The organism is Sphingopyxis sp. EU05-FHT14B03 (assembly GCF_058790875.1).
The window spans coordinates 19,906-39,241 of record NZ_JBYTDC010000001.1; the positions used below are offsets into that span (position 1 = coordinate 19,906).

Annotated in this window: 16 protein-coding genes and 1 pseudogene; 11 read left to right on the forward strand and 6 right to left on the reverse strand. The window is 66.6% G+C overall.

Annotated features, from left to right (window positions below; all coding sequences use genetic code 11):
• Window positions 1–96: 96 nt before the first annotated feature.
• The 4 genes from AC3WS4_RS00130 to AC3WS4_RS00145 all read right to left on the reverse strand — a co-directional run bounded on the left by AC3WS4_RS00130 (window position 97) and on the right by AC3WS4_RS00145 (window position 2,551).
• Window positions 97–753, reverse strand: a complete 657-nt coding sequence (locus tag AC3WS4_RS00130; protein ID WP_056350125.1) for a DUF6766 family protein — start codon at window positions 751–753, stop codon at window positions 97–99.
• Window positions 734–1,408 (reverse strand): PRC-barrel domain-containing protein, encoded by a 675-nt coding sequence (locus AC3WS4_RS00135; protein ID WP_492740327.1) that lies wholly within the window; start codon window positions 1,406–1,408, stop codon window positions 734–736. The genes AC3WS4_RS00130 and AC3WS4_RS00135 overlap by 20 nt, the downstream gene beginning before the upstream one ends.
• A gap of 199 nt (window positions 1,409–1,607) precedes the next feature.
• Entirely contained in the window at window positions 1,608–1,805 is a 198-nt protein-coding gene (locus AC3WS4_RS00140) for a hypothetical protein (protein WP_492740326.1), read from the reverse strand.
• On the reverse strand, window positions 1,802–2,551 hold the full coding sequence (locus AC3WS4_RS00145) for a Crp/Fnr family transcriptional regulator (protein ID WP_062179311.1): 750 nt from the start codon (window positions 2,549–2,551) through the stop codon (window positions 1,802–1,804). Before AC3WS4_RS00145 ends, AC3WS4_RS00140 begins: the two co-directional genes overlap by 4 nt.
• A gap of 398 nt (window positions 2,552–2,949) precedes the next feature.
• Between AC3WS4_RS00145 and AC3WS4_RS00150 the strand changes: the two are divergent.
• From AC3WS4_RS00150 to AC3WS4_RS00185, 8 genes and pseudogenes are all read left to right on the forward strand, one after another.
• A pseudogene (locus AC3WS4_RS00150) lies at window positions 2,950–5,025 on the forward strand (catalase); the annotation flags it as partial.
• A gap of 119 nt (window positions 5,026–5,144) precedes the next feature.
• Window positions 5,145–6,263, forward strand: a complete 1,119-nt coding sequence (locus AC3WS4_RS00155; protein WP_062179308.1) for a glycoside hydrolase family 130 protein — start codon at window positions 5,145–5,147, stop codon at window positions 6,261–6,263.
• Window positions 6,256–8,478, forward strand: a complete 2,223-nt coding sequence (locus tag AC3WS4_RS00160; protein ID WP_492740324.1) for a hypothetical protein — start codon at window positions 6,256–6,258, stop codon at window positions 8,476–8,478. Before AC3WS4_RS00155 ends, AC3WS4_RS00160 begins: the two co-directional genes overlap by 8 nt.
• Window positions 8,479–8,608: 130 nt before the next feature.
• On the forward strand, window positions 8,609–8,896 hold the full coding sequence (locus AC3WS4_RS00165; RefSeq protein WP_152682317.1) for a hypothetical protein: 288 nt from the start codon (window positions 8,609–8,611) through the stop codon (window positions 8,894–8,896).
• Between the two features lie 10 nt (window positions 8,897–8,906).
• Window positions 8,907–9,227 carry a hypothetical protein gene (locus AC3WS4_RS00170; RefSeq protein WP_062179299.1) on the forward strand — a complete coding sequence of 107 codons (321 nt, stop codon included), beginning with the start codon at window positions 8,907–8,909 and terminating at the stop codon, window positions 9,225–9,227.
• Window positions 9,224–9,979, forward strand: a complete 756-nt coding sequence (locus AC3WS4_RS00175; RefSeq protein ID WP_062179296.1) for an SDR family oxidoreductase — start codon at window positions 9,224–9,226, stop codon at window positions 9,977–9,979. The genes AC3WS4_RS00170 and AC3WS4_RS00175 overlap by 4 nt, the downstream gene beginning before the upstream one ends.
• Window positions 9,980–9,998: 19 nt before the next feature.
• Entirely contained in the window at window positions 9,999–10,577 is a 579-nt protein-coding gene (locus AC3WS4_RS00180) for a hemerythrin domain-containing protein (protein WP_062179292.1), read from the forward strand.
• 121 nt (window positions 10,578–10,698) lie between these two features.
• On the forward strand, window positions 10,699–10,959 hold the full coding sequence (locus AC3WS4_RS00185; RefSeq protein ID WP_054728047.1) for a DUF6894 family protein: 261 nt from the start codon (window positions 10,699–10,701) through the stop codon (window positions 10,957–10,959).
• 12 nt (window positions 10,960–10,971) lie between these two features.
• On the opposite strand, the gene AC3WS4_RS00190 is transcribed toward AC3WS4_RS00185, so the two are convergent.
• The gene (locus tag AC3WS4_RS00190; protein WP_294048082.1) at window positions 10,972–12,279 is read right to left on the reverse strand and encodes a glycoside hydrolase family 130 protein; all 1,308 of its coding nucleotides are present in this window, start codon (window positions 12,277–12,279) and stop codon (window positions 10,972–10,974) included.
• Entirely contained in the window at window positions 12,233–14,581 is a 2,349-nt protein-coding gene (locus AC3WS4_RS00195; protein WP_492740321.1) for a glycosyltransferase, read from the reverse strand. Before AC3WS4_RS00195 ends, AC3WS4_RS00190 begins: the two co-directional genes overlap by 47 nt.
• Window positions 14,582–14,966: 385 nt before the next feature.
• Here AC3WS4_RS00195 and cphA point away from each other — a divergent pair, with 385 nt between their 5' ends.
• The 3 genes from cphA to AC3WS4_RS00210 are packed head-to-tail and all read left to right on the forward strand — an operon-like array spanning window position 14,967 to window position 19,333.
• Complete coding sequence (cphA, locus tag AC3WS4_RS00200; protein WP_492740320.1) at window positions 14,967–17,696, forward strand: cyanophycin synthetase; 2,730 nt, start codon at window positions 14,967–14,969, stop codon at window positions 17,694–17,696.
• Window positions 17,689–18,552 carry an isoaspartyl peptidase/L-asparaginase family protein gene (locus AC3WS4_RS00205; RefSeq protein WP_492740319.1) on the forward strand — a complete coding sequence of 288 codons (864 nt, stop codon included), beginning with the start codon at window positions 17,689–17,691 and terminating at the stop codon, window positions 18,550–18,552. The genes cphA and AC3WS4_RS00205 overlap by 8 nt, the downstream gene beginning before the upstream one ends.
• On the forward strand, window positions 18,542–19,333 hold the full coding sequence (locus AC3WS4_RS00210) for a cyanophycinase (RefSeq protein ID WP_492740318.1): 792 nt from the start codon (window positions 18,542–18,544) through the stop codon (window positions 19,331–19,333). Before AC3WS4_RS00205 ends, AC3WS4_RS00210 begins: the two co-directional genes overlap by 11 nt.
• Window positions 19,334–19,336: the final 3 nt, after the last annotated feature.

Here is a 19,336-nt window from a genome sequence, read left to right on the forward strand (position 1 = left end):
GTTCGAGGATTAAATCGGCGCTCCGAGCGCCCAGCGAGACAGGCACCGGGGCAGCGGGGCCGTAACGCCCACGCCGGTTCGCTCGGCCATTCGCCGTCACGATCCCGTCTCCGCGTGCGGAGCGGCGACGGGCTTCGATTCGGGCGACTCTTTCTGACGAAGGAAGATCGACAAGAGCACCAGAACGGCGGTCGACAGAAATTCGCTCTGCCAATTCTGGAAGGATTCGAACCAGAGGCCGGGGTCGCCGAGATAGGCGAAGGTGGAAAGGGCGATTTCGCCATGCTCGCGCGCGTCCTCGGCGGCCGCGCGCGCGCTCTGCGTCCAGTGGAGGATGAAGGAGGCAAGAAACAGCATCGCGAGCACCAGCCCCAGCGACCGAGCATAGAGAGCGCGCGCGAGACGACCCTTGCGCAGCACCGCAGGGGCACCGGGCTTGCGCGCCTGCGCGGCAAGATCGGCGTCGCGTAGCGGCGCGTCGGGACCCCGCGATTCCGACGAGCCACGCTGAACGAGCATCGCCGTCAGCACGACATAGGCCGACATCTGGAGAAACTCGCTCTCCCAGTTTTCGAACACCGAGGACAGGAATTGCGGACTGCCGCCATAGGCCCAGAGCGAGAGACCGGGCTGATGGTGCCGCGCAGCGTCCGCGAGCGCGACGTGCCACCCCGTTACCCAATGGCCGACGATCGACGCTGCGAACAGCAGCAGAAGCACGATGGTGAGACCATTATCCTTGAGCCGCGTCATGGGCCCCTTCCTTTCTGGTACCCCTCGGCCCATCGCCCGCCGCCGCCGCGGGGGCGAGCGACGCCTCCGTGGCTATCTGTCCGCGTGGGGGCCGCGCAGGCCAGGCGGCGCCGTCGAGCGTATCGCGCTTCTCATATTCCGCCGCGCTCATCAGCAGCACGAGCCCGTCGGCATGACAGTCGAGCATCGCCGCCGGTACCGCGCGCAGCGTCTCGTCGATGGCGCCGAGCCCGCCGCTCGCGACGACGACATAAGAGAGGCATCCGCTTTCGCATTCGATCATCGCATCGACCGCCTGGCCGACAACTTCGCCGCGGATATCGCTCACCGGAAGACCGCCTAGCGCACTCGCGGCGAAGAGCGAGGGCGAGGCCGCGATCCGGCTTCGCTTCGCGGCACGCCGCGCGCCATCCTCATAGCCGCGCTGGCGGCCGAGCCATCGCCATATTCCGACGAGATTGACGAGCGTCAGGAACAGGTTCGTCGCAAGAAGATTGGTCTGGCCCGATGTGAACCCGACGACCGACCAGGCGAGCGAGCCCAAAGTGAACACGACGAAGCCCGAGCCGGTCACGCGCGCGCCGAGATTGGCTGCCGTCATCATCGCCGCGATCATCGTCGCGGCAGGCGCAATCAGTCCGGCGGCCTCTTCCACGTGCGGCTCTCCTCGGTCGGCGGCACCCGCTGGCGCCGCTCCCGGGCAGAACCCGCCGCCGTATCACTGCGTTCCCCCGGACGGCGGCGATGCAACATCGATCAATGCATTTATCGGCGCCGCGCGCTGTGCGTCGGCTCCCTGGCGCCAAATCGGCGACGGCCCCGTCGCCCCCGTACGGGCGCGATCAGGCGATCCTTCAGGACCGCCTGGCCGCGAGCTGTGCTTCCGCGCGCCTCGCCGCCTCGATAAGGCTTTCGCCGGTACTGCGCGCCGCCGCCGAGGTCATCGTCACCGCGACACCGTCGGGGCCATCGAGCAGGACAACGCCATCTTCGGCGGTGGCGACCCCCGCTTCCGTCTCGGGCGGCTGGGGGGAAGACAAATCGTCGGTCATCGGCGGGGCCTCTGGTCTGGGGGCGGCGGAGATGCGGGATCGTCGATATAAAGATAGGCGGGATCGAACTGGCCGCGTCGCGCCAGCTTCGCGGCATCGAGAATCTCGACCTTGCCGTTGCGGAACGTACAAAGCCCTTCCTCGCGAAGATGGCGTACGACCCGGTTCACATGCACGGTCGTCAGGCCGCAGATCTCGGCGACGTCGGCCTGCGTCAGTCCGAGCGTGAACTGGCGCCCGTCGCTCAGCCCCGCCGACTGGAGACGCACATTGGTTTCGCAGAAGAAATGCGCGACGCGGCCGATGGCGTCGAGGCGGCCAAGCCGGAAGAGCCAGGCGCGGTGGATCGCGGCGTCGAGCAAGGTCGCGAACCAGAGCTTGCGCGTGAGCTCGGGCATCTCCTCGGTGATCGCGTCGAGCTCGACATGCGGGACGATCGCGATCGTCGCCGGGGTCATCGTACCGACATCATGGTCGAGGTGTTTCAGCGGGTAGGCGTGGAGGTCGACAAAGTCGCCCGGCAGGTGGATCGCGACAAGCTGGCGAAGACCGTCCCGGTCGTCGAGATAGCGCGACATGATGCCCTCGACGAGGAGCGTGCTCTGGTCGAGCCACTGGCCGGCGCGCGCGATGATCTTGCGGGCCTCGACGGTCGAAGTGGTGCTGATGGCGGCTTCGAGGCGCGCGCGCTCGCCGGCGTCGAGGCTTACCCCGCGACGGTCTCTCAAGAAGCGATCGGTTAACATCACTGACGTTCCCTGTTTCGTCCGAAATGCATGAGCGGGCCTGCTCGACTGCGAACATTCCGAAAGCCCGGCAACCCCTCACAAGGGAAGCGGAATCGTCATGATCGAGGTTAATCGCAAACCCGGTGCAGCAACTTTCAAAGCGCGAACTCGTTCCATCGCCGGGTCCGGAGGGCGTGCTTGCACGCCCTCCGGACCGCGTTCCGCCCAACTGCTGCGCCCCTTCAGACAAAGCGAGATCCGACATGGCCAAATCCCCCACCGCCCCCTCTTCCACCCGCGCGGACGCCGCGAAGCCGAAGCCGCGCCGTGGGCAGAGCGCCGCTGCGATCGCGGGCAAGGACATGGGCGGGGAATCGGTTCGTAAAGCGCCGGTCTTTCCGGCCGATGCGCCGATCATGCAGAGCTATGGCGAGGATCGTGGCACCGGCGGCGAGACGCATCAGGCGGGCGCCGGCCATGCGCCGCTCACCACCCAGCATGGCGTGCCGGTCGCCGACGACCAGAACAGCCTCAAGCAGGGCGCGCGCGGCCCGACGCTGCTCGAGGATTTCCATTTCCGCGAGAAAATCTTTCACTTCGACCATGAGCGCATCCCCGAGCGCGTCGTTCATGCACGCGGCTATGGCGCGCACGGCTATTTCGAGCTTACCGACAGCCTCGCCGACGTCAGCCGCGCCGACATCTTCCAGCGCGTCGGCGAGCGCACGCCCGCCTTCGTGCGCTTCTCGACCGTCGCGGGTTCGAAAGGCTCGTTCGACCTCGCACGCGACGTGCGCGGCTTCGCGGTGAAGCTCTACACCAAGGAAGGCAATTGGGATCTCGTCGGCAACAATATCCCGGTCTTCTTCATCCAGGATGCGATGAAATTCCCCGACCTCGTCCATTCGGTGAAGCCCGAGCCCGATCGGGCCTTCCCGCAGGCGCAATCGGCCCACGACAATTTCTGGGATTTCGTGAGCCTGATGCCCGAGAGCTTCCACATGATCATGTGGGTGATGTCGGACCGCGCGATCCCCCGCTCGTTTCGCACGATGGAAGGCTTCGGCGTCCACACCTTCCGCCTCGTCGACGCGAAGGGCAAATCGACCTTCGTCAAATTCCACTGGAAGCCCAAGCAGGGCCTCCAGTCGGTGGTGTGGAACGAGGCGGTCAAGATCAACGGCGCCGACCCCGATTTCCATCGCCGCGACCTCTGGGATGCGATCAACAGCGGCGATTTTCCCGAATGGGAACTCGGCGTTCAGCTGTTCGACGACGCCTTCGCGGACAAGTTCGAATTCGACGTGCTCGATGCGACCAAACTCATCCCCGAGGAGCAGGTACCGATCCGCACCGTCGGCCGCCTCGTTCTCGACCGCGTCGTCGACAATTTCTTCGCCGAGACCGAGCAGGTCGCCTTCTGCACGCAGAACATCGTCCCCGGCATCGACTTCTCGAACGATCCGCTGCTCCAGGGCCGCAATTTCTCCTATCTCGACACGCAGATCAAAAGGCTCGGCGGCCCCAATTTCACCCATATCCCGATCAATGCGCCCAAATGCCCGATGGCGCATTTCCAGCAGGACGGTCATATGGCGATGCGAAACCCCGTCGGCCGCGCCAATTACGAGCCGAACAGCTGGGGACCGACGGACGGCGGCCCGCGCGAGGATCCCGCGCGCGGCTTTGCGAGCTTCCCCGAAGAGGCCGAAGGCGCCAAGCGGCGCATCCGCCCCGAGAGCTTCGCCGACCACTATAGCCAGGCGCGGCAATTCTTCGTGAGCCAGACCCCGATCGAGCAGAAGCATATCGGCGACGCGCTTGTCTTCGAGCTGTCGAAGGTCGAACGCCCCGACATTCGCGCCCGCACCGTATCGCATCTCCTCCATATCGACCGCGGCCTCGCAGCCACGGTTGCCGATGGCCTGGGGCTGCCGCTTCCGGCGCCCGCCAAGGCCGCAACAAAGCCGCTCGCCGACCTTCCCCCTTCCCGGCCGCTCAGTATCCTGCTCAACGGCCCGGCGAGCTTCGCCGGACGCAAGCTCGGAATCCTCGCGACCGACGGCGCGGATGCGCGGGTCTTCAAGGCGCTGACCAAGGCGGTCGACGCCGCCGGCGCTGTCTGGGAACTGGTTGCACCGAAGATCGGCGGGATCACGCTCTCGGACGGCACGAGCGTCGCGGGCCGGCACAAGATCGACGGCGGGCCGTCGGTGCTGTTCGACGCGGTCGCGCTTCTCCCGAGCGACGACGGGGCGGCACTGCTCGCAGGCGATGCGGCGGCCAAGGACTTCGTCAGCGACGCCTTCGCGCATTGCAAATTTATCGGACATGGCGCCGAAGCGGCGCCGCTCTTCGCGGCCGCCGGCCTCGCCGACAAGCTCGACGACGCCTGCATCGCGCTGGCCAAACCTGGCGATGTCACCGCCTTCCTCGATGCCTGCGTAACGCTTCGGCACTGGCCGCGTGAAGCCGGCGTCGACCTCGACGCAAAAAGCGGAACGAAGGAGGCGGCCGAGACATCGGCATCGCGCAAGGCGGTATCCGCTCCGGCAGCGAAACCGGCTTCCAAGCCGGCACACTGACCGGCCTGGGCGAAGGAGCGGTACCCATGCAATTCGCGACCGATCGGCTGGTCTTCGGCCCCGACGATGTCGATCTGTCGCGCTCGCCGCTCGCGGGTCAGCTCGGCCGCGAGACCTATGTGCTCGGGGCCTTCAACCCGGGCCTGCTGCGCCTCGCCTCGGGCAATCTCCTGATGATGGTGCGCGTCGCCGAGGCGCTCCGGGTCCCGATCGAGGATGGTCATGTCCATTCGATCCGGTGGGAGGCTGGGCGCTACAAGGTCGATAGCTGGCCGCTCGAGCTGTGCGATACGTCGGATCCCAGAAAGTTCATGGTGCACGGCGGTAGCTGGCGGATCATGGCACTAACCTCGCTTTCGTGGCTGCTTCCCGTCGAGCTCTCGCCCGACGGGCTCGAGATCGTTGCCGTCCATTACGACAAGGCTGTCGATCCGGGCGCGGATTTCCAATGCTATGGCGTCGAGGACGCGCGCATCAGCCGGGTCGGAAGGCGCTGGTTGATGACCACCTGTTCGGTGAGCCCCGAGCGCCACTCGACGACGCTCTACAGTTCGGCGAACGGCCTTGACTGGGTCTTCGAGGGGATCGTTCTCGATCATCAGAACAAGGACATGCTGATCTTCGAGGGCCTGATCGACGGCCGCTATTGGGCGCAGACGCGGCCGCTCGGCGATCTCTATTTCGCCTATCCGCCGGGATCGAAGTGGCGCGCGGGCCCCTCGATCAACCTCGCGACCTCGCCCGATGCGCTGCACTGGAAGCCTCATGAGGCCCCCGGCATCCGTCCGCATGCCGACACGGTGGCGACCGCGCGCATCGGCGGCGGCACCCCGCCGATCCGTACCGACGCGGGATGGCTCACGCTCTGGCATGGGGTCGAGCCGAAAGAGATCGTCGGCATTTACCGCACCTACTGGTCGCTACTCGATCTCGACGATCCCTCGGTCGTCCTCCGCACCGATCACCGGCCGCTCCTCGAGGCGAACCCCGAGCTTACGCGTCCGCTCGAAGACAAGCTCTATATACGCGATGTCGTCTTCACGACGGGCATCGCCGATGGCGGCGATCATTATATCGTCGCGTCGGGGGAAGCCGATCTTGCCTGTCGGATCACCCATGTTCCCAAGGCCTGTTTCGGTGACTGACCAACGCGTGGAGACGCGCCACGACACGCCGCTGACGCCCGATCTCGTTCGCGTTCGCGGCGAGCTCGCGGTCGCTACTCCGATCGTCTCGCAGAGGCTCGACGACCTCTCCGTCGAACTTGCTGCGGGCGGCGAAGCGCTCTGGCTGTTCGTCCGGCGCGCCGACAGCGGCGGCGTCGCCCTCCGCGCGGCCTCGTGGCCCGGCGCGGCGAAGGTCCGCCGCGTCAAGCGCGCGGGCGGCGAGCTCGCCCGCGTGCATGTCGAAAGTGCGATCGGCGCGCATGAGGTCGCGCTCGAGGCGCGACCCGGGCCGCTCCCCTGCCTCCGCCTTGTCTCGACACTCCGCCCCTCGGCGCCGCTGCTCCTTCCGCCCGGAGCGCGCGATCTCTTTCCGTTCGACGCCCAGGACGATCCGATGGGGACCCGCGGAACCGTCGAGGCGGTGCAACGCGGTCTCAACGCCGGGCTCCTCTATGGCGAACTTACCGACCCCGCCTTCGGTACCTTTTTCTATTTCCAGGATTTCACCGCGCTCAATCCCTATTTCCAGGCGACTGGCACCAATCCGGATGCCGCGGTGGGAGGCATCTGGCCGGGGCTGGGCTTCCGCCTTCCCGGCCAGACGCTCCACACGGCCGGCGAAGCCGCGCCGCTGGCGCCCGGGATCACTTATACGCTGAGCGATGCGAGGCTCGTCGTCCGCGACGGCTCTCCGGCAGACGAGCGCGACAGCGCGCGGCGATTTCTCCAGATGCTGGGCGCCGCCTATCGTTCGCTGTCTCTGCCGCCGACCGACTATCGCGACTGGCGGCAGCGGGCCGCGCGGACGGCGCGACATCTCGGCGCCGCGCCGGAGGCGACCGTGCGCCATTATGGTCATCGTTACATCCACCCCTATACGGATGCCGAATATCCGGACGCCATGGTCCAGATGTCGATCGTGCAGGCACTGCACGACTGGGGGAAATGGCGCGGCGAGATTCATCCCCTCGAGGAAGAGTTCAAGGCCGGCCTCGGCAAATTCTACGACCGGAAGCTCGAGACGCTGCGCCGCTATCTGCCCAATGTCGGTGACGACAAGGATGCCGATGCCGTCGACAGCTGGTATCTCTACCACCCGCTGCTGAACCTCGGAAAACTCGCTCTCGATGGCGACGCGAAGGCGCGGCGGCTGTTTCTGAAATCGCTTCCTTATGCCATCCGCGCAGCGCGGCATTTCACTTACAAATGGCCGATCCAGTACAAGATCACCGATTTCTCGGTCATCACCGAGACCGCCGGAGCCGACGGGCGCGGCCAGACCGATGTCGGCGGCATCTATGCCTGGGTGATGCTCGAGGCGTTCGAGCTCACCGACGAGAAGCTGTATCTCGACGAGGCGTGCGCCGCGATCGACACCGCGGTCGGTCTGGGTTTCGACATCAATTATCAAGCCAACCTCACCGCCTGGGGGGCTGCCGCCTGCATGCGCTTGTGGCGGGTCACCGGCCGCGACGTCTACCGCGAGCAGAGCTATGTCTATCTCGCGAGCTTCTTTCGTCACACCGAGATCTGGGAAAGCGAGATCGGCCTCGCCGTTCATCACCGCAACTTTCTGGGCGCCACCTGTCTGCAGGACGCACCCTATATGGCGATCTACGAATGTTTCGACAGCTTCGCCGCTTTCGAACATTATCTTGCCGACAGCGGACCCGACCTCGAGCCTGCGGCGCGCATGCTGATTTCGGAATATTGCCGCTATGCGCTCGATCGGGCCTGGTTTTATTATCCCGACGCCCTGCCCGCCGAGGCCGTCTCGGACGAACAGCGCCCCGGTAACGGGCGCATCGACCCCGCCCTCTCCTTTCCCGTCGAGGATCTTTATGCCGACGGTCAGCCCGCGGGCCAGGTGGGGCAGGAAGTCTATGGCGCCGGGGCCGCATTCATCTTCGCGACCCGCGCCTTTCACCGCGTCGACGGCGCGCCGTTCGACCTTTATTGCGATCATTTCGTCCGTGCCCTCGAGCGCATGGCGCCAGCGCGGCTCTCGCTTCGCCTCGACGGCGGCGAAGGCTGCACGGCCCGGCTCAGCTTCGTCCGGAAGAGCCAAGGCGAGCTTCCCGCGATACGCGTCGCCGCGGCGGACGGCGATGCGATCCGGCCCGATGGGAACAGCGGCGACCGCCTCGATTTCCTCGTTCCGGCGAACGGCAGCCTCCTTCTCAGCTGGAACTGAGGCGTCCGCCACGCACGCCCGGTACAAACAGCGCAACATTTGTTAATCGGTGCGGCGCCGCGGCAACTTTGAGGCCGCCCCCCCGTTGCCCTTTCAGCCTCCCGGATTTTTTCTCAAGCTGGAGACAGACATGGCACACGCAATGACGGCGCCCCGCCGTTCGTCGGGGTTCGGAAAAATTCTCGGTATCGGCGTCCTCGGGGCGCTGTTCTGGTTCACGCGCAAGCAGGCGCCGGCCGATGTGAAGGACGACGGCCATTCGGCGGCCTTCGCCGACGGCGAGACACATCCCGAAAATTTCGATCAGACCCGCTCGGCGGGACCGGACGGCATGCGCGACGAGGTAAGGCGTAAGTGGGACCGCGTCGACCAGGCCGCCGACGAATCCTTCCCGAGCAGCGATCCGCCAGCTTACTGAGGGACTGACGATGAACGCTCCCGTCACCGGCCAAGTCGCGGCAGTAACATCGGACGACCCGGCGCCCGCACGCAAGCCGACGCTCATGCTGCACTATGCCGAGGATCATATCGGCCTCGAGAAGCGCCTCCTCTTCGAGGCGGCGAGCCCCGCAAGCGCGCTCGATATCGCCGCCGGCGAAGCGGCCGGCCGCTCCGCACGGCTGTTCGTCGACGGCGCGCCGCTCTGCAGCCTGCTCAAGGCCGACGATGACAATCCCTACTGGGTCGTCGCCGCGCCGTCATTGCGAACGAGAGATGAGCCCACCACGACGTTCGAGGAAATGCCATGATCGACGAAGCCGACGCGCATACCGAGGCTCCCGACATCAAGGGCCGGCGCGCGATCATAACCGGGGGCACGACCGGGATCGGCCGCGCGATCGCGGTCCTCTTGGCAAGTTACGGCGTCAAAGTGTTCATCTGCGGCCGTACCCCCGAACATCTGGAGGATGCGCTGCAGCGCGTCCGCGAAGTGGGCGAAGGCGACGGGATCAATGTGGATCTTTCGGTGGCGGAAGACGTCGACCGGTTTTTCGAGGCAGCGCGAGACTTTCTCGGCGAAATCGACATTGCGGTAATCAACGCCGCCGTCCCGGCGGCGGCGCTTGCCGACGCAGGCGAGAGTGAGGCGCGCTACCAGCTCGAGACCGACTTCACCGCCTATCTCGTCTGCGCCCAGGAAGCGGCGCGCTGCATGTCGGCGGGCAGCGACATCATTATGATCGGATCGATGACCGCGGTGTCGCGCGGTCCGGGCAGCTCGATCTACGTCGCGGCGAAAAGCGGCATACAGGGCTTCGTCCAGTCGTTCCGCAAGGAGCTGGCGGAGCAGGATATCAAGGTCGGACTGATCGAGCCCGGGTTTACCGGTGCCGACTTCCAGTATCCCGAATTCCCGCCCGAAAAGCAGAAGGAACTGATCGGCAAGCATCAGATGCTTCGCGCCGAGGACATCGCGGTCGCGGCCCACTTCATGCTCGTTCAGCCGCGACGCACGGCGGTATCGCTCATCCGCGTCGAGACCCGCCTCGACCATCCCTGACCTTCCGAAGGAGCCTTCCATGTCCCTCAACATTTTCGCCAACGCGCGCCAGCCGCTGGGCAACCCGGCCTTCCTGCTCGGTGCGGCCGCGGCGGGGTTTGCCGTCGGCCTCGTCGCCAACCTCGGCCGAAAGGCCGCGGTGCAGAGCCTCACCGCGCTCAAGGGACAGTGGGACGAGGGCCTCAAGGCCGAACACCGGTTGACGATGACGCTGTTCGACGCACTCGAGGCGACCGACGAAAGCGACGTCAAAAAGCGAAAGGCGCTGCTCGTCCAGCTCCAGCACGCGCTCGCCAAACATGCGTTCGAAGAGGAGAATGTCGTCTATCCGGCGATGCGCGACCATGGCCAGATCGAGGACGCCGACAAGCTCGTTCACGACCATGGCTATGTGAAGCAATATCTTTTCGACCTCTCGGAAATGGACGCCGCCGACCCCGCCTGGATCGCCAAGGTCCGCGAATTTCGCAGCCAGATCGAGGCGCATGTCGAGGAAGAGGAACAGCGCCTTTTCCCCCGTCTCAGGGCTGCGCTCGGCGACGACGGCAACAAACATGTGACCGCAGTGATGAACAAGGCTGGATTTGCCGCCGCCTGAGCGCCATAGGCGGGTATGAGGCCCCCCCGATCGGCATGTGTCGTGGTGCAGTGACGAAGGGGCGGTGGCCGGATCGAAACCCTAGGCAGACTTGTGAGTTGCCGAAGGTGGGAGAAGTTGGATGCCCCGTTATTATTTCCACAGCAGCAGCGGCCAGCGCGAGCTCGACGATGAAGGCGTCGATCTGCCCGACACGGCCGCAGCCCGGGTCGAGGCGGCCCGCTATGCGGGGCACCTCCTCGGGGACAATCCCGAACTCATCAACGATGTCGATACGCTCCGGATCGAGGTGACCGACGAGGATGGCTGCCTGTGTTGCGCCGTGCTCGTCGCATCGGTCGATGCCAGGCGGAAGATCGAGCGTCCCGCGCCCTTTAAATAAGGCGCCCGGCCTCTAACGCATGCTCGCGAGCAGCCGCTCGATCGGCGTCGTCGCAAAACCGATCGCGCTGTCCGAAATCCCGTAAGGTATGAACAGGTCCCCGCCGACGCGCATCGCGCCGCAGGTATAGACCACATTCGGAACATAACCTTCGCGGTCGCTCTCGGCGGCCGATAGGATCGGGCACTCGGTGCGCGCGATGAGTTTGGTCGGATCGTCGCGGTCGAGCAAGGCCGCGCCAAGGCTGTATTTGCGCATCGCACCGACGCCGTGCGTGAGAAGGATCCAGCCCTCGTCGCATTCGATCGGGCTGCCGCAATTGCCCATCTGGATGAGCTCCCACGCATAGGCGGGACGCATGAGGATCTGTCCCTCGTCGTCCCAGTCGGTGAGACTGTCCGACGCGATGATGGTGATGTTCTTGCCGTCCTGCCGCGCGATCATGAGATAGCGGCCGCCGACCTTGCGCGGAAACAGCGCCATGCCCTTGTGGCGCGCGGCGCGCCCCGACAATGGTTCGAGCGAGAAGCCCGAGAAATCGGTCGTGCGCAGGAGCTCCGAGCGGATCGCCTGCCCCGAATAAGCGGTATAGGTGCCGATATATTCGGTGCGACCGTCGTCGTGCACGAAGGGCACCAGACGCAGATCCTCGATGCCGCCGCGCTGCGCCTCGGTCATCGGAAAGAGAACGCTGTTCGAGATCGCACTGTCGGGCTGGCGGTGGACATTCACTTTGCCGTCATCGCCAAGCCGATGGCGGTCGTCGGCAACCGCCGCCATCGCGGGCCCCGACTGGGGCCAAAGCGTGAAGTCGCCGCCCTCGCCGATGATTCCCTCGCGGAAGGCGACCGAGCTGATATGGCCCTCGCCCACCGCGCGCATCGACATGAGAAAGCGTTGCTGGTCGGCGGCAAGCCCGCTCTGGTCGGGATGCGGGACGACGCTCGGGTTCATGAGCGCGGCGGCGGCATAGCTATATTCGTGACAGAAATAGGCGCCGATCAGCCGCCGCTTGACGGGCGAGACGATGGCGGGATCGAGCTCCAGATCTTCCGCGACCTCGGCGAAGCGTTCGTCGAAGATCCGCCCGATCTGCCAGTGGCGCTCGGAAAAATCCTTCCACACGAGGCCGAGCTGTGCCTCGGCCTCCTCCTCGTCCATCGCCAATATGTCGGCGGCGAGCTGCGCCGCCCGCGATGGTTCGGACACATTGGACTGCCAGGCGAGGTGGAAGGGCCTCAGCACGACCCGCGCAGGGTCGGCCGCAAGCTTGTCATGAAGAATGTGCAGCGGCGTGTGGTTCGGATTGCAGATCAACATCGCTGGCGCTGGTGTCCTTCGCTATCCCCCGCGTCCAGAATGTATCGGCCATCGCGCGGTGCGCAAGGTGAAAAGCCAGCGCGGACTCGGCCCCGACATTCGAATTGACCCCGTGACGGGTCAGCCCGTCGCAGCAGCGCCCCGTTGCCGAGCTCGCGATCACCGCACCGCGGTCGTTCGCGCCGAGAAACCAGCCATAGGCCCGCTCGGCCCGGTCATGCCAGCGCAGCTTGCCCGTCAAGCGGTAGGCGGCGGCGGCGGCATCGACCGTCGCCCAAGCTTCGAGCGGCTGTTGGTCGAACGGAAAAAGCTCACCCTCGGCGCCGAAGCCCTCGCAGCCCATCGGGCGGAAATGCCCCTCGCTGCTCGTCTGGATATCGCAGAGCCAGTCGAGCGCCCCGATGCCAGCCTCTTCCATCGGAACCGAATCCGTCCGCCGCCCGGCGCGCAGGAGCGCCTCGGCGAGACGCGCATTGTCATAGGCGAGAGCGGGTTCGAACCACTCCCAGCCGCTCCGCCGCGCGCTGCGCCAGAGCGCGTGCAGGAAGGCGCCGCCGCGCTCGACGATCGCGCCTGCCGCGGCATGCCCCGGCTCGCGCGCCAGGAGTTCGTCGGCTCCGAGAAGTGCGAACGCGATCGCGCGCGGACTTTTGAGGTCGGCCGCCAAAGGGGCGGTGCGCGCAAATAGTCCCGCGCACCAGGCGCGGAGTTCCGGCGTGCGCGCGTGCGCTGCGCCATGGCCGAGCGCCCAGAGCGTGCGCCCGTTGCTGTCTTCGGACCCTTCATCCTCGAGCCAGCGCCGGTCATAGGCCATGAAGTTGCGGAAGCGCCCGCGATCGGGGTTCCAACCATGGTGAAGGAAGGCGGCGTAGCGCGCGAAGAGCAGGCCATATTCCTCCTCGCCGAGCGACGGGCTCGCATTGACGAGCATCAGCGCGCGCGCATTGTCGTCGATGCAATAGCCGTGATTCCGGTCGGGAATGAGCCTCGTCCCGTGCTGCAATATGCCGACATCGTCCGAGAGCGCGCGGATCGCGGCGAAGGAGGGGAACATCCGCCGGGGCTCGCGCCGCGCCGGCACGGCCGCGACGTTTTCGATCAGCGATGCAAAGCGCGCCGCGATGACCGGCCAGGCGGTAGACCGGCCGCGCGCATAGGCGCGCTCCTGGAGCGCGCGCCGTTCGCCGGGGTGCGCGAGCAACAGCAACACCGCCTCGGCGATCGCGTCGCTGTCGGCCCCGCCGAGCAGGATGCCCACGTCATCGGCGAGCAGTTCGCGTGCATGCACGAAGGGCGTCGATACGACCGCGCGGCCGAGCGCCACCGCATAGGCGAGCGTACCCGAAGTGATCTGCGCGAGATTGGGATAAGGCGCGAGATAGATGTCGCAAAGTTCGATCTGCTCGAGGAGTTCGGGCAGGTCGAGAAAGCGGTTTTCCCAAGCGATATTGTCCGCGACGCCGAGCTCCTCGGCGAGATCGGCAAGGCTCTGCCGATAGGCTTCGCCCTCGGCAGCGACGAGATTGGGATGGGTGGCGCCGACGATCCGATAGAGAATGTCGGGATATTGGGCGGCGATCGCCGGCAGCGCGCGGATGGCCGCTTCGAGCCCCTTGCCCGGGCCGAGGAGGCCGAAGGTCGAGACGACCGGACGGCCCGCAAGGCCGAACCGCTCGCGAAGCGGCGAACATCCCTCGAAGGCCCGGTCGGGGGTGCCATGCTCGATGAGCTCGATGCGCTCGGCCTTCGCGCCATAAACGCGGATCAGCGTCTCGCGGCCGAAGGCGCTCATCACGACGAGCTTCGCCGCCTTCGCGACGAGATGCTCCATCACGCGCCGCTGGTCGGCGCTCGGCTCGGCGAGGATGGTATGGAAGGTGACGATCAGCGGCGCCGCAACGCGGTCGACGAGCCCCAGTATCATGTCGCCTGCGGGACCCCCGAAAATCCCGAACTCATGCTGGAGCCAGACCGCGTCGGCGCCGCTCGCGTTAATCGCCTCCGCGGCAGCGCGATATCCATCGGCATCTTTCTCATAGATGCCAGCAACGGCTGCGGAATCGCTCGCATCGCCCGGCCTGGCTGCCATCGCATAGACATCGATCGCCATGTCGGGACGCGCGGTCGTCAGATGGTCGTAAATGTCGGCGGTGAAGGTCGCGATCCCGCACTGGCGCGGCCGGAAACAGCCGATGAGCGCGAGGCGCCGGGCGCGCGCGGCAATACCGGCAACGGGCCCGCCGTGGCGGCTCTCTTCATTGTCGAATGCGGTAAGGAAGCTGGTCTCGCTGTCGAATTTCATCGTTGTGCCTTCTGTCCGGTCCCCCCGAATGAAGAACAGGCGCGCGCATCGACCTTGCCATTCCTTCCCCTCGAGACGGGATTCAGAGGAGAACGGTCGAGCCCGAAGGGCGCGCCCCGCTCTGGCAGGAGATGCGTCATCGCCTGCTTCCCCAACGCGCCTCCGCGCGTGCAGTTGCCGACCCGCCGGCAACAATCGCCATGATCCAGGTTAACCCCGGCAACCGCGCCCAGCCGCTCGCGTTGGCAGCTGCAGGACCCAACCCAAGGACAAGCATGCCGCCCTTCCCCCTCTCCCCTCCCGGCTCCGACTTTTCGCGCGCCCCGGCTCGAACCGCGCCCCTCGACCGCGGCAACCGGTCGCTGCCCCCTGCAAGGCCGGCGCATTGAGCTTCGCCCAGCTGCGCGTGCTCGAACGCTCGGTCTATAACGGCCCCAACCTCTACAGCCGGCGTCCGATGATCCGGATCCGCGTCGATCTCGGGATCCTCGACGATTATCCGAGCGACCGCCTCCCGGGTTTCGACAATGCCCTGCAATCGCTGCTTCCCGGCCTCGCGGACCATGGGTGCAGCTATGGCGCGCCTGGCGGTTTCTTGCGCCGGCTCGCCGACGGAACCCGGCTCGGCCATATCATCGAACATGTGGCGATCGAGCTGCAGACCAGCGCCGGGGCCGCGGTCACGAGGGGCAAGACGCGCAGGGTGCGCGGCAAGCCGGGCCAATATGATATTCTCTACTGCTACGCCGATGCGCCGAGCGGCCTAGCCGCCGGGCGGGCAGCCATAGAACTCGTGAACGCGCTGCTTCCCGCTGCGATGCAGGGTGCCGAAGGTCTCGATCGTATCGCCCCGGAATTGGACGGCAGAGCGACCGATACAGACACGAGGGTGGGCGCGCTTCGAGCGATCGTCCGCAAGAACGGGCTCGGCCCCAGCACCGCGGCGCTTGTCGCCGAAGCGCGGCGCCGGCATATCCCCGTCTTGCGGCTCGACAAGGCAAGCCTCATCCAGCTCGGCACCGGCCACCGCCAGCGCCGCATCCGCGCGAGCGTGACAGGCGCGACATCGCTGATCGGCGCCGAACTCGCCACCAACAAGCAGGCGGCGAAAGAGATGCTCGCGAGCATCGGTATCCCCGTACCGCGCGGCGAACTCGTGCGAACGGTGTCGGAGGCGGAACGCGCTGCCGCGAAGCTCGGCTGGCCGGTCGTCGTAAAACCGCTCGACGGCAATCAGGGCCGCGGTGTCACCACGAGCGTCACCGACGATGGAGCTCTTTGCGACGCCTTCGAGCGAGCGCAAGCCATCGCACCGCGCGTCATCGTCGAGCAGCAGCTCGTCGGAGCCGATCACCGCATTCTCGTTGTCGGCACATCCGTGGTCGCGGTCGCCGAGCGTGTCGCCGCGCATGTGGCCGGCGATGGCTGGAACAGCGTCGCGGATCTGATCGAGGCGGTTAACAACGATCCACGCCGCGGTGTCGGGCATGAGGCCGTTCTCACCCGGATCCGCATCGACGCCGCGCTCGAGGCCTTTCTCGCCGAGGCGAAGTTCACTCTCGCGAGCGTGCCCAAGGCAGGCGAGATCGTGACGCTCCGCGGCGCCGCCAACCTCTCGACCGGCGGGAGCGCGATTGACCGGACCGATGTCATTCATCCCGAAAATGCGGCGATCGCGATCGACGCCGCCGCCGCGCTCGGTCTCGACGTCGCCGGCATCGACATGATCGTCCCCGATATCGCACAAAGCATTCGTGCGTCGGGGGGCGGCATCGTCGAAGTCAACGCCGCGCCCGGGCTTCGCATGCATCTTGCTCCATCGGAAGGGACGCCGCGCGATGTTGCGCGGCCGATCATCGCCTCGCTCTTTCCGAAGGGCCAAAAGAGCCGCATCCCCGTCTTCGCGGTGACCGGAACGAACGGCAAGACGACGACGGTGCGCATGCTCGCGCGGATCCTCGAACACCATGGCCTCACCACCGGCTTCACCTGTACCTCGTGCGTCTATGTCGGCGGGACCCGCAGCGCCGGGGGCGACGCGAGCGGCCCCAAGAGCGCGCGCATGCTGCTGCGCCACCCCCGCGTCGAAGCGGCGGTTCTCGAGACCGCGCGCGGCGGGATGTTGCGCGAGGGGCTCGCCTTCGACGCGTGCGACGTGGGGGCAGTCCTTAATGTCACGCCCGACCATCTCGGCCTCAAGGGCGTCGAGACGCTCGCCGACCTGGCGCGCGTCAAAGCGACCGTTGCCCGCAACGTCAAGAAGAGCGGCGCCTGCGTTCTCAACGCCTCCGACCCGCTAACCGTGCGGATGGCACGCCGCGCCCGCGGACGGATCGTCTGGTTCACCGGCGGAGCGTTAGCGGATGCGTTGGCACCGATCGAAGCGCATCTCGAGAGCGGCGGACTGGCGATAAGCTGCGAGCGCCGAACGCTCATGCTGCATCGGGGCAGCGAATCCATGCCGATCATTCCCATCGCGAATATTCCCGTGACGCTGAACGGGACGGCCCGGTTCAATGTCGGGAATGCCGCCGCGGCCGCCGCGATGGCCGCCGCCTATGGGATTGCTCCGGGTATGATCGCCTCGGGCCTCGCATCCTTTCGTCCAAACTACGAGGATTCGCCGGGGCGTCTCAGCCTTGCCGAGGCGCACGGGGTAAGGATCGTCGTCGATTATGCCCATAACCGCGCCGCGCTCACCGCGCTCGCCGAGTTGCTCGGCTCGATGCGCGGCGACAGCGACGCCCGTGTGATCGGAATGATCGGCATCCCGGGGGACCGGCGCGATTGCGATCTCGTCGATATCGGCGCACTCTCGGGCGGGATGTTCGACGTCCTGATGCTGCGCGAGAATGTTGACCTCAGGGGACGCCCACCCGGCGAAGCCAATGCCCTGATGCGCAAGGGCGCCCTCGCTGCGGGGCTCGATGCGGCCGCGATCGGTATGCACGATGGTGAGTATGACGCTGCCTCCGCTTGCCTTGCGGCCGCGCGCCCGGGCGATATCGTCGTGCTCACGCCGACCGACGTCGACGGAATATGGAGGATCGTCGAAGCCTGGGCGGCGGGCGCCGGTCCTGAGGACGCCCGGTTGCTGGAGGCGGCGCATGGCTGACGGTCGTTGGGCGATCGCGGTCCACGGCGGAGCGTGCCGGATCCCGCCAGCGCTGCAGGCGCCGCGCCGCGAGGGGTGCGCGGCAGCGTTGGAAGCCGGCAGGATGATATTGGAGCGCGGCGGCAGCGCGCTCGAGGCGGTCAAGACCGCGGTCTGCCTGCTCGAGGATGATCCGCTGTTCAACGCGGGCCGGGGATCGGTGGCGAATGCCGACGGCGAGGTCGAGATGGACGCGGGTATCATGGATGGCGCCACGCTCGACGTCGGGGCGGTCGCTTGCGTGCGGCTCCTCTACAATCCCGTCGAAGCGGCGCATGCCATGCTTCGCGAGCCGCCCGTGCTCCTCGTCGGTGCCGGCGCCGAGGCGTTCGCACGAGCGAGTGGTATCGCGGAATCCATGGAAGCCATGCGCCCGGCGACAGCGGGCGAGAGCGACCATGATACGGTCGGCTGCGTTGCGCGCGACCGGGCGGGACATGTTGCCGCGGCGACATCGACCGGCGGACTGGCGGGCACGCTCGCCGGGCGCGTCGGCGACGCACCGCTTCCCGGCTGCGGCTTCTATGCCGAGGACGGCATCGGCGCGGTGTCGCTTTCGGGAGACGGCGAGGCGATCGCACGGACGCTGCTTGCCGCGCGCGTGATGCGCGCGCTCGAGACAACGGGCGCCAGCGCGGCGGCTACAACGATTTACGAGCCTATGGCGCGCCTCGGAGCCGAGGCGGGCGTCATCCTTCTCAACCGCGACGGCGCGATCGGCATCGCGCACAACAGTCCGCATTTCGCCGCCGCCTATGCCCGCGAGGGAATGTCCGCGGTTTCCGACATCGTCTGGAAGGATCACCATGCCCATTAATCGCGGCCCCCTTTTCCTAATCGGCGGCCATGAAGACAAGGATGGCAGCCGCAAGATACTCAGTGCAATCGCTGCTGAGCTGGGCCAAGGCACGCTCGTCATCGCCACCATCGCCAGCGCGAAGCGCGACGGATATTTCGAGGCCTATTGCGAGGGCTTTGCGCCGCTTGGGATCGGCCGGCTCGTCGAGCTTTACCTCGATGATCGGGATCAAGCCCGGGATCCGGCGCGTCTACGGATGATCGACCAAGCCGACGGTATTTTCTTCACCGGCGGCGACCAGTCGCGCCTCATGAGCCTGACCGGAGATACGCCGATTGAGGCGGCCATTCACGCGCTGCACGATCGCGGGGGACTTATCGCGGGAACGTCGGCGGGAGCCTCGGCGCAGGGCGAAACGATGCTCGTCGGCGGAAGCGGTGAAGAGACGCCGCGCATCGACGACATCGAACTGGCGCCGGGGCTTGGCCTCATCCCCGACTGCATCATCGACCAGCATTTCGCGGAGCGCGGGCGCATCGGGCGGCTTCTCGGCGCGGTCAGCCGTCGTCCCGACTGTCTCGGAATCGGGATCGATGAGGACACCGCGCTCCGGATCGAGGCCGGCACCGCGCGGGTGATCGGAAGCGGCGGCGTCACGATCGTCGACGCGTCGCGGGCGAGCCATTCCGCCGCCGCGGGCGCCTCGTCCGGCGGCATCGTATCGCTTCACGGCGCGACGCTTCACGCGCTGCGCGATGGGGAGAGTTTCGACCTGGCGCCGCGCCGCCCGGCAAAATAGGCT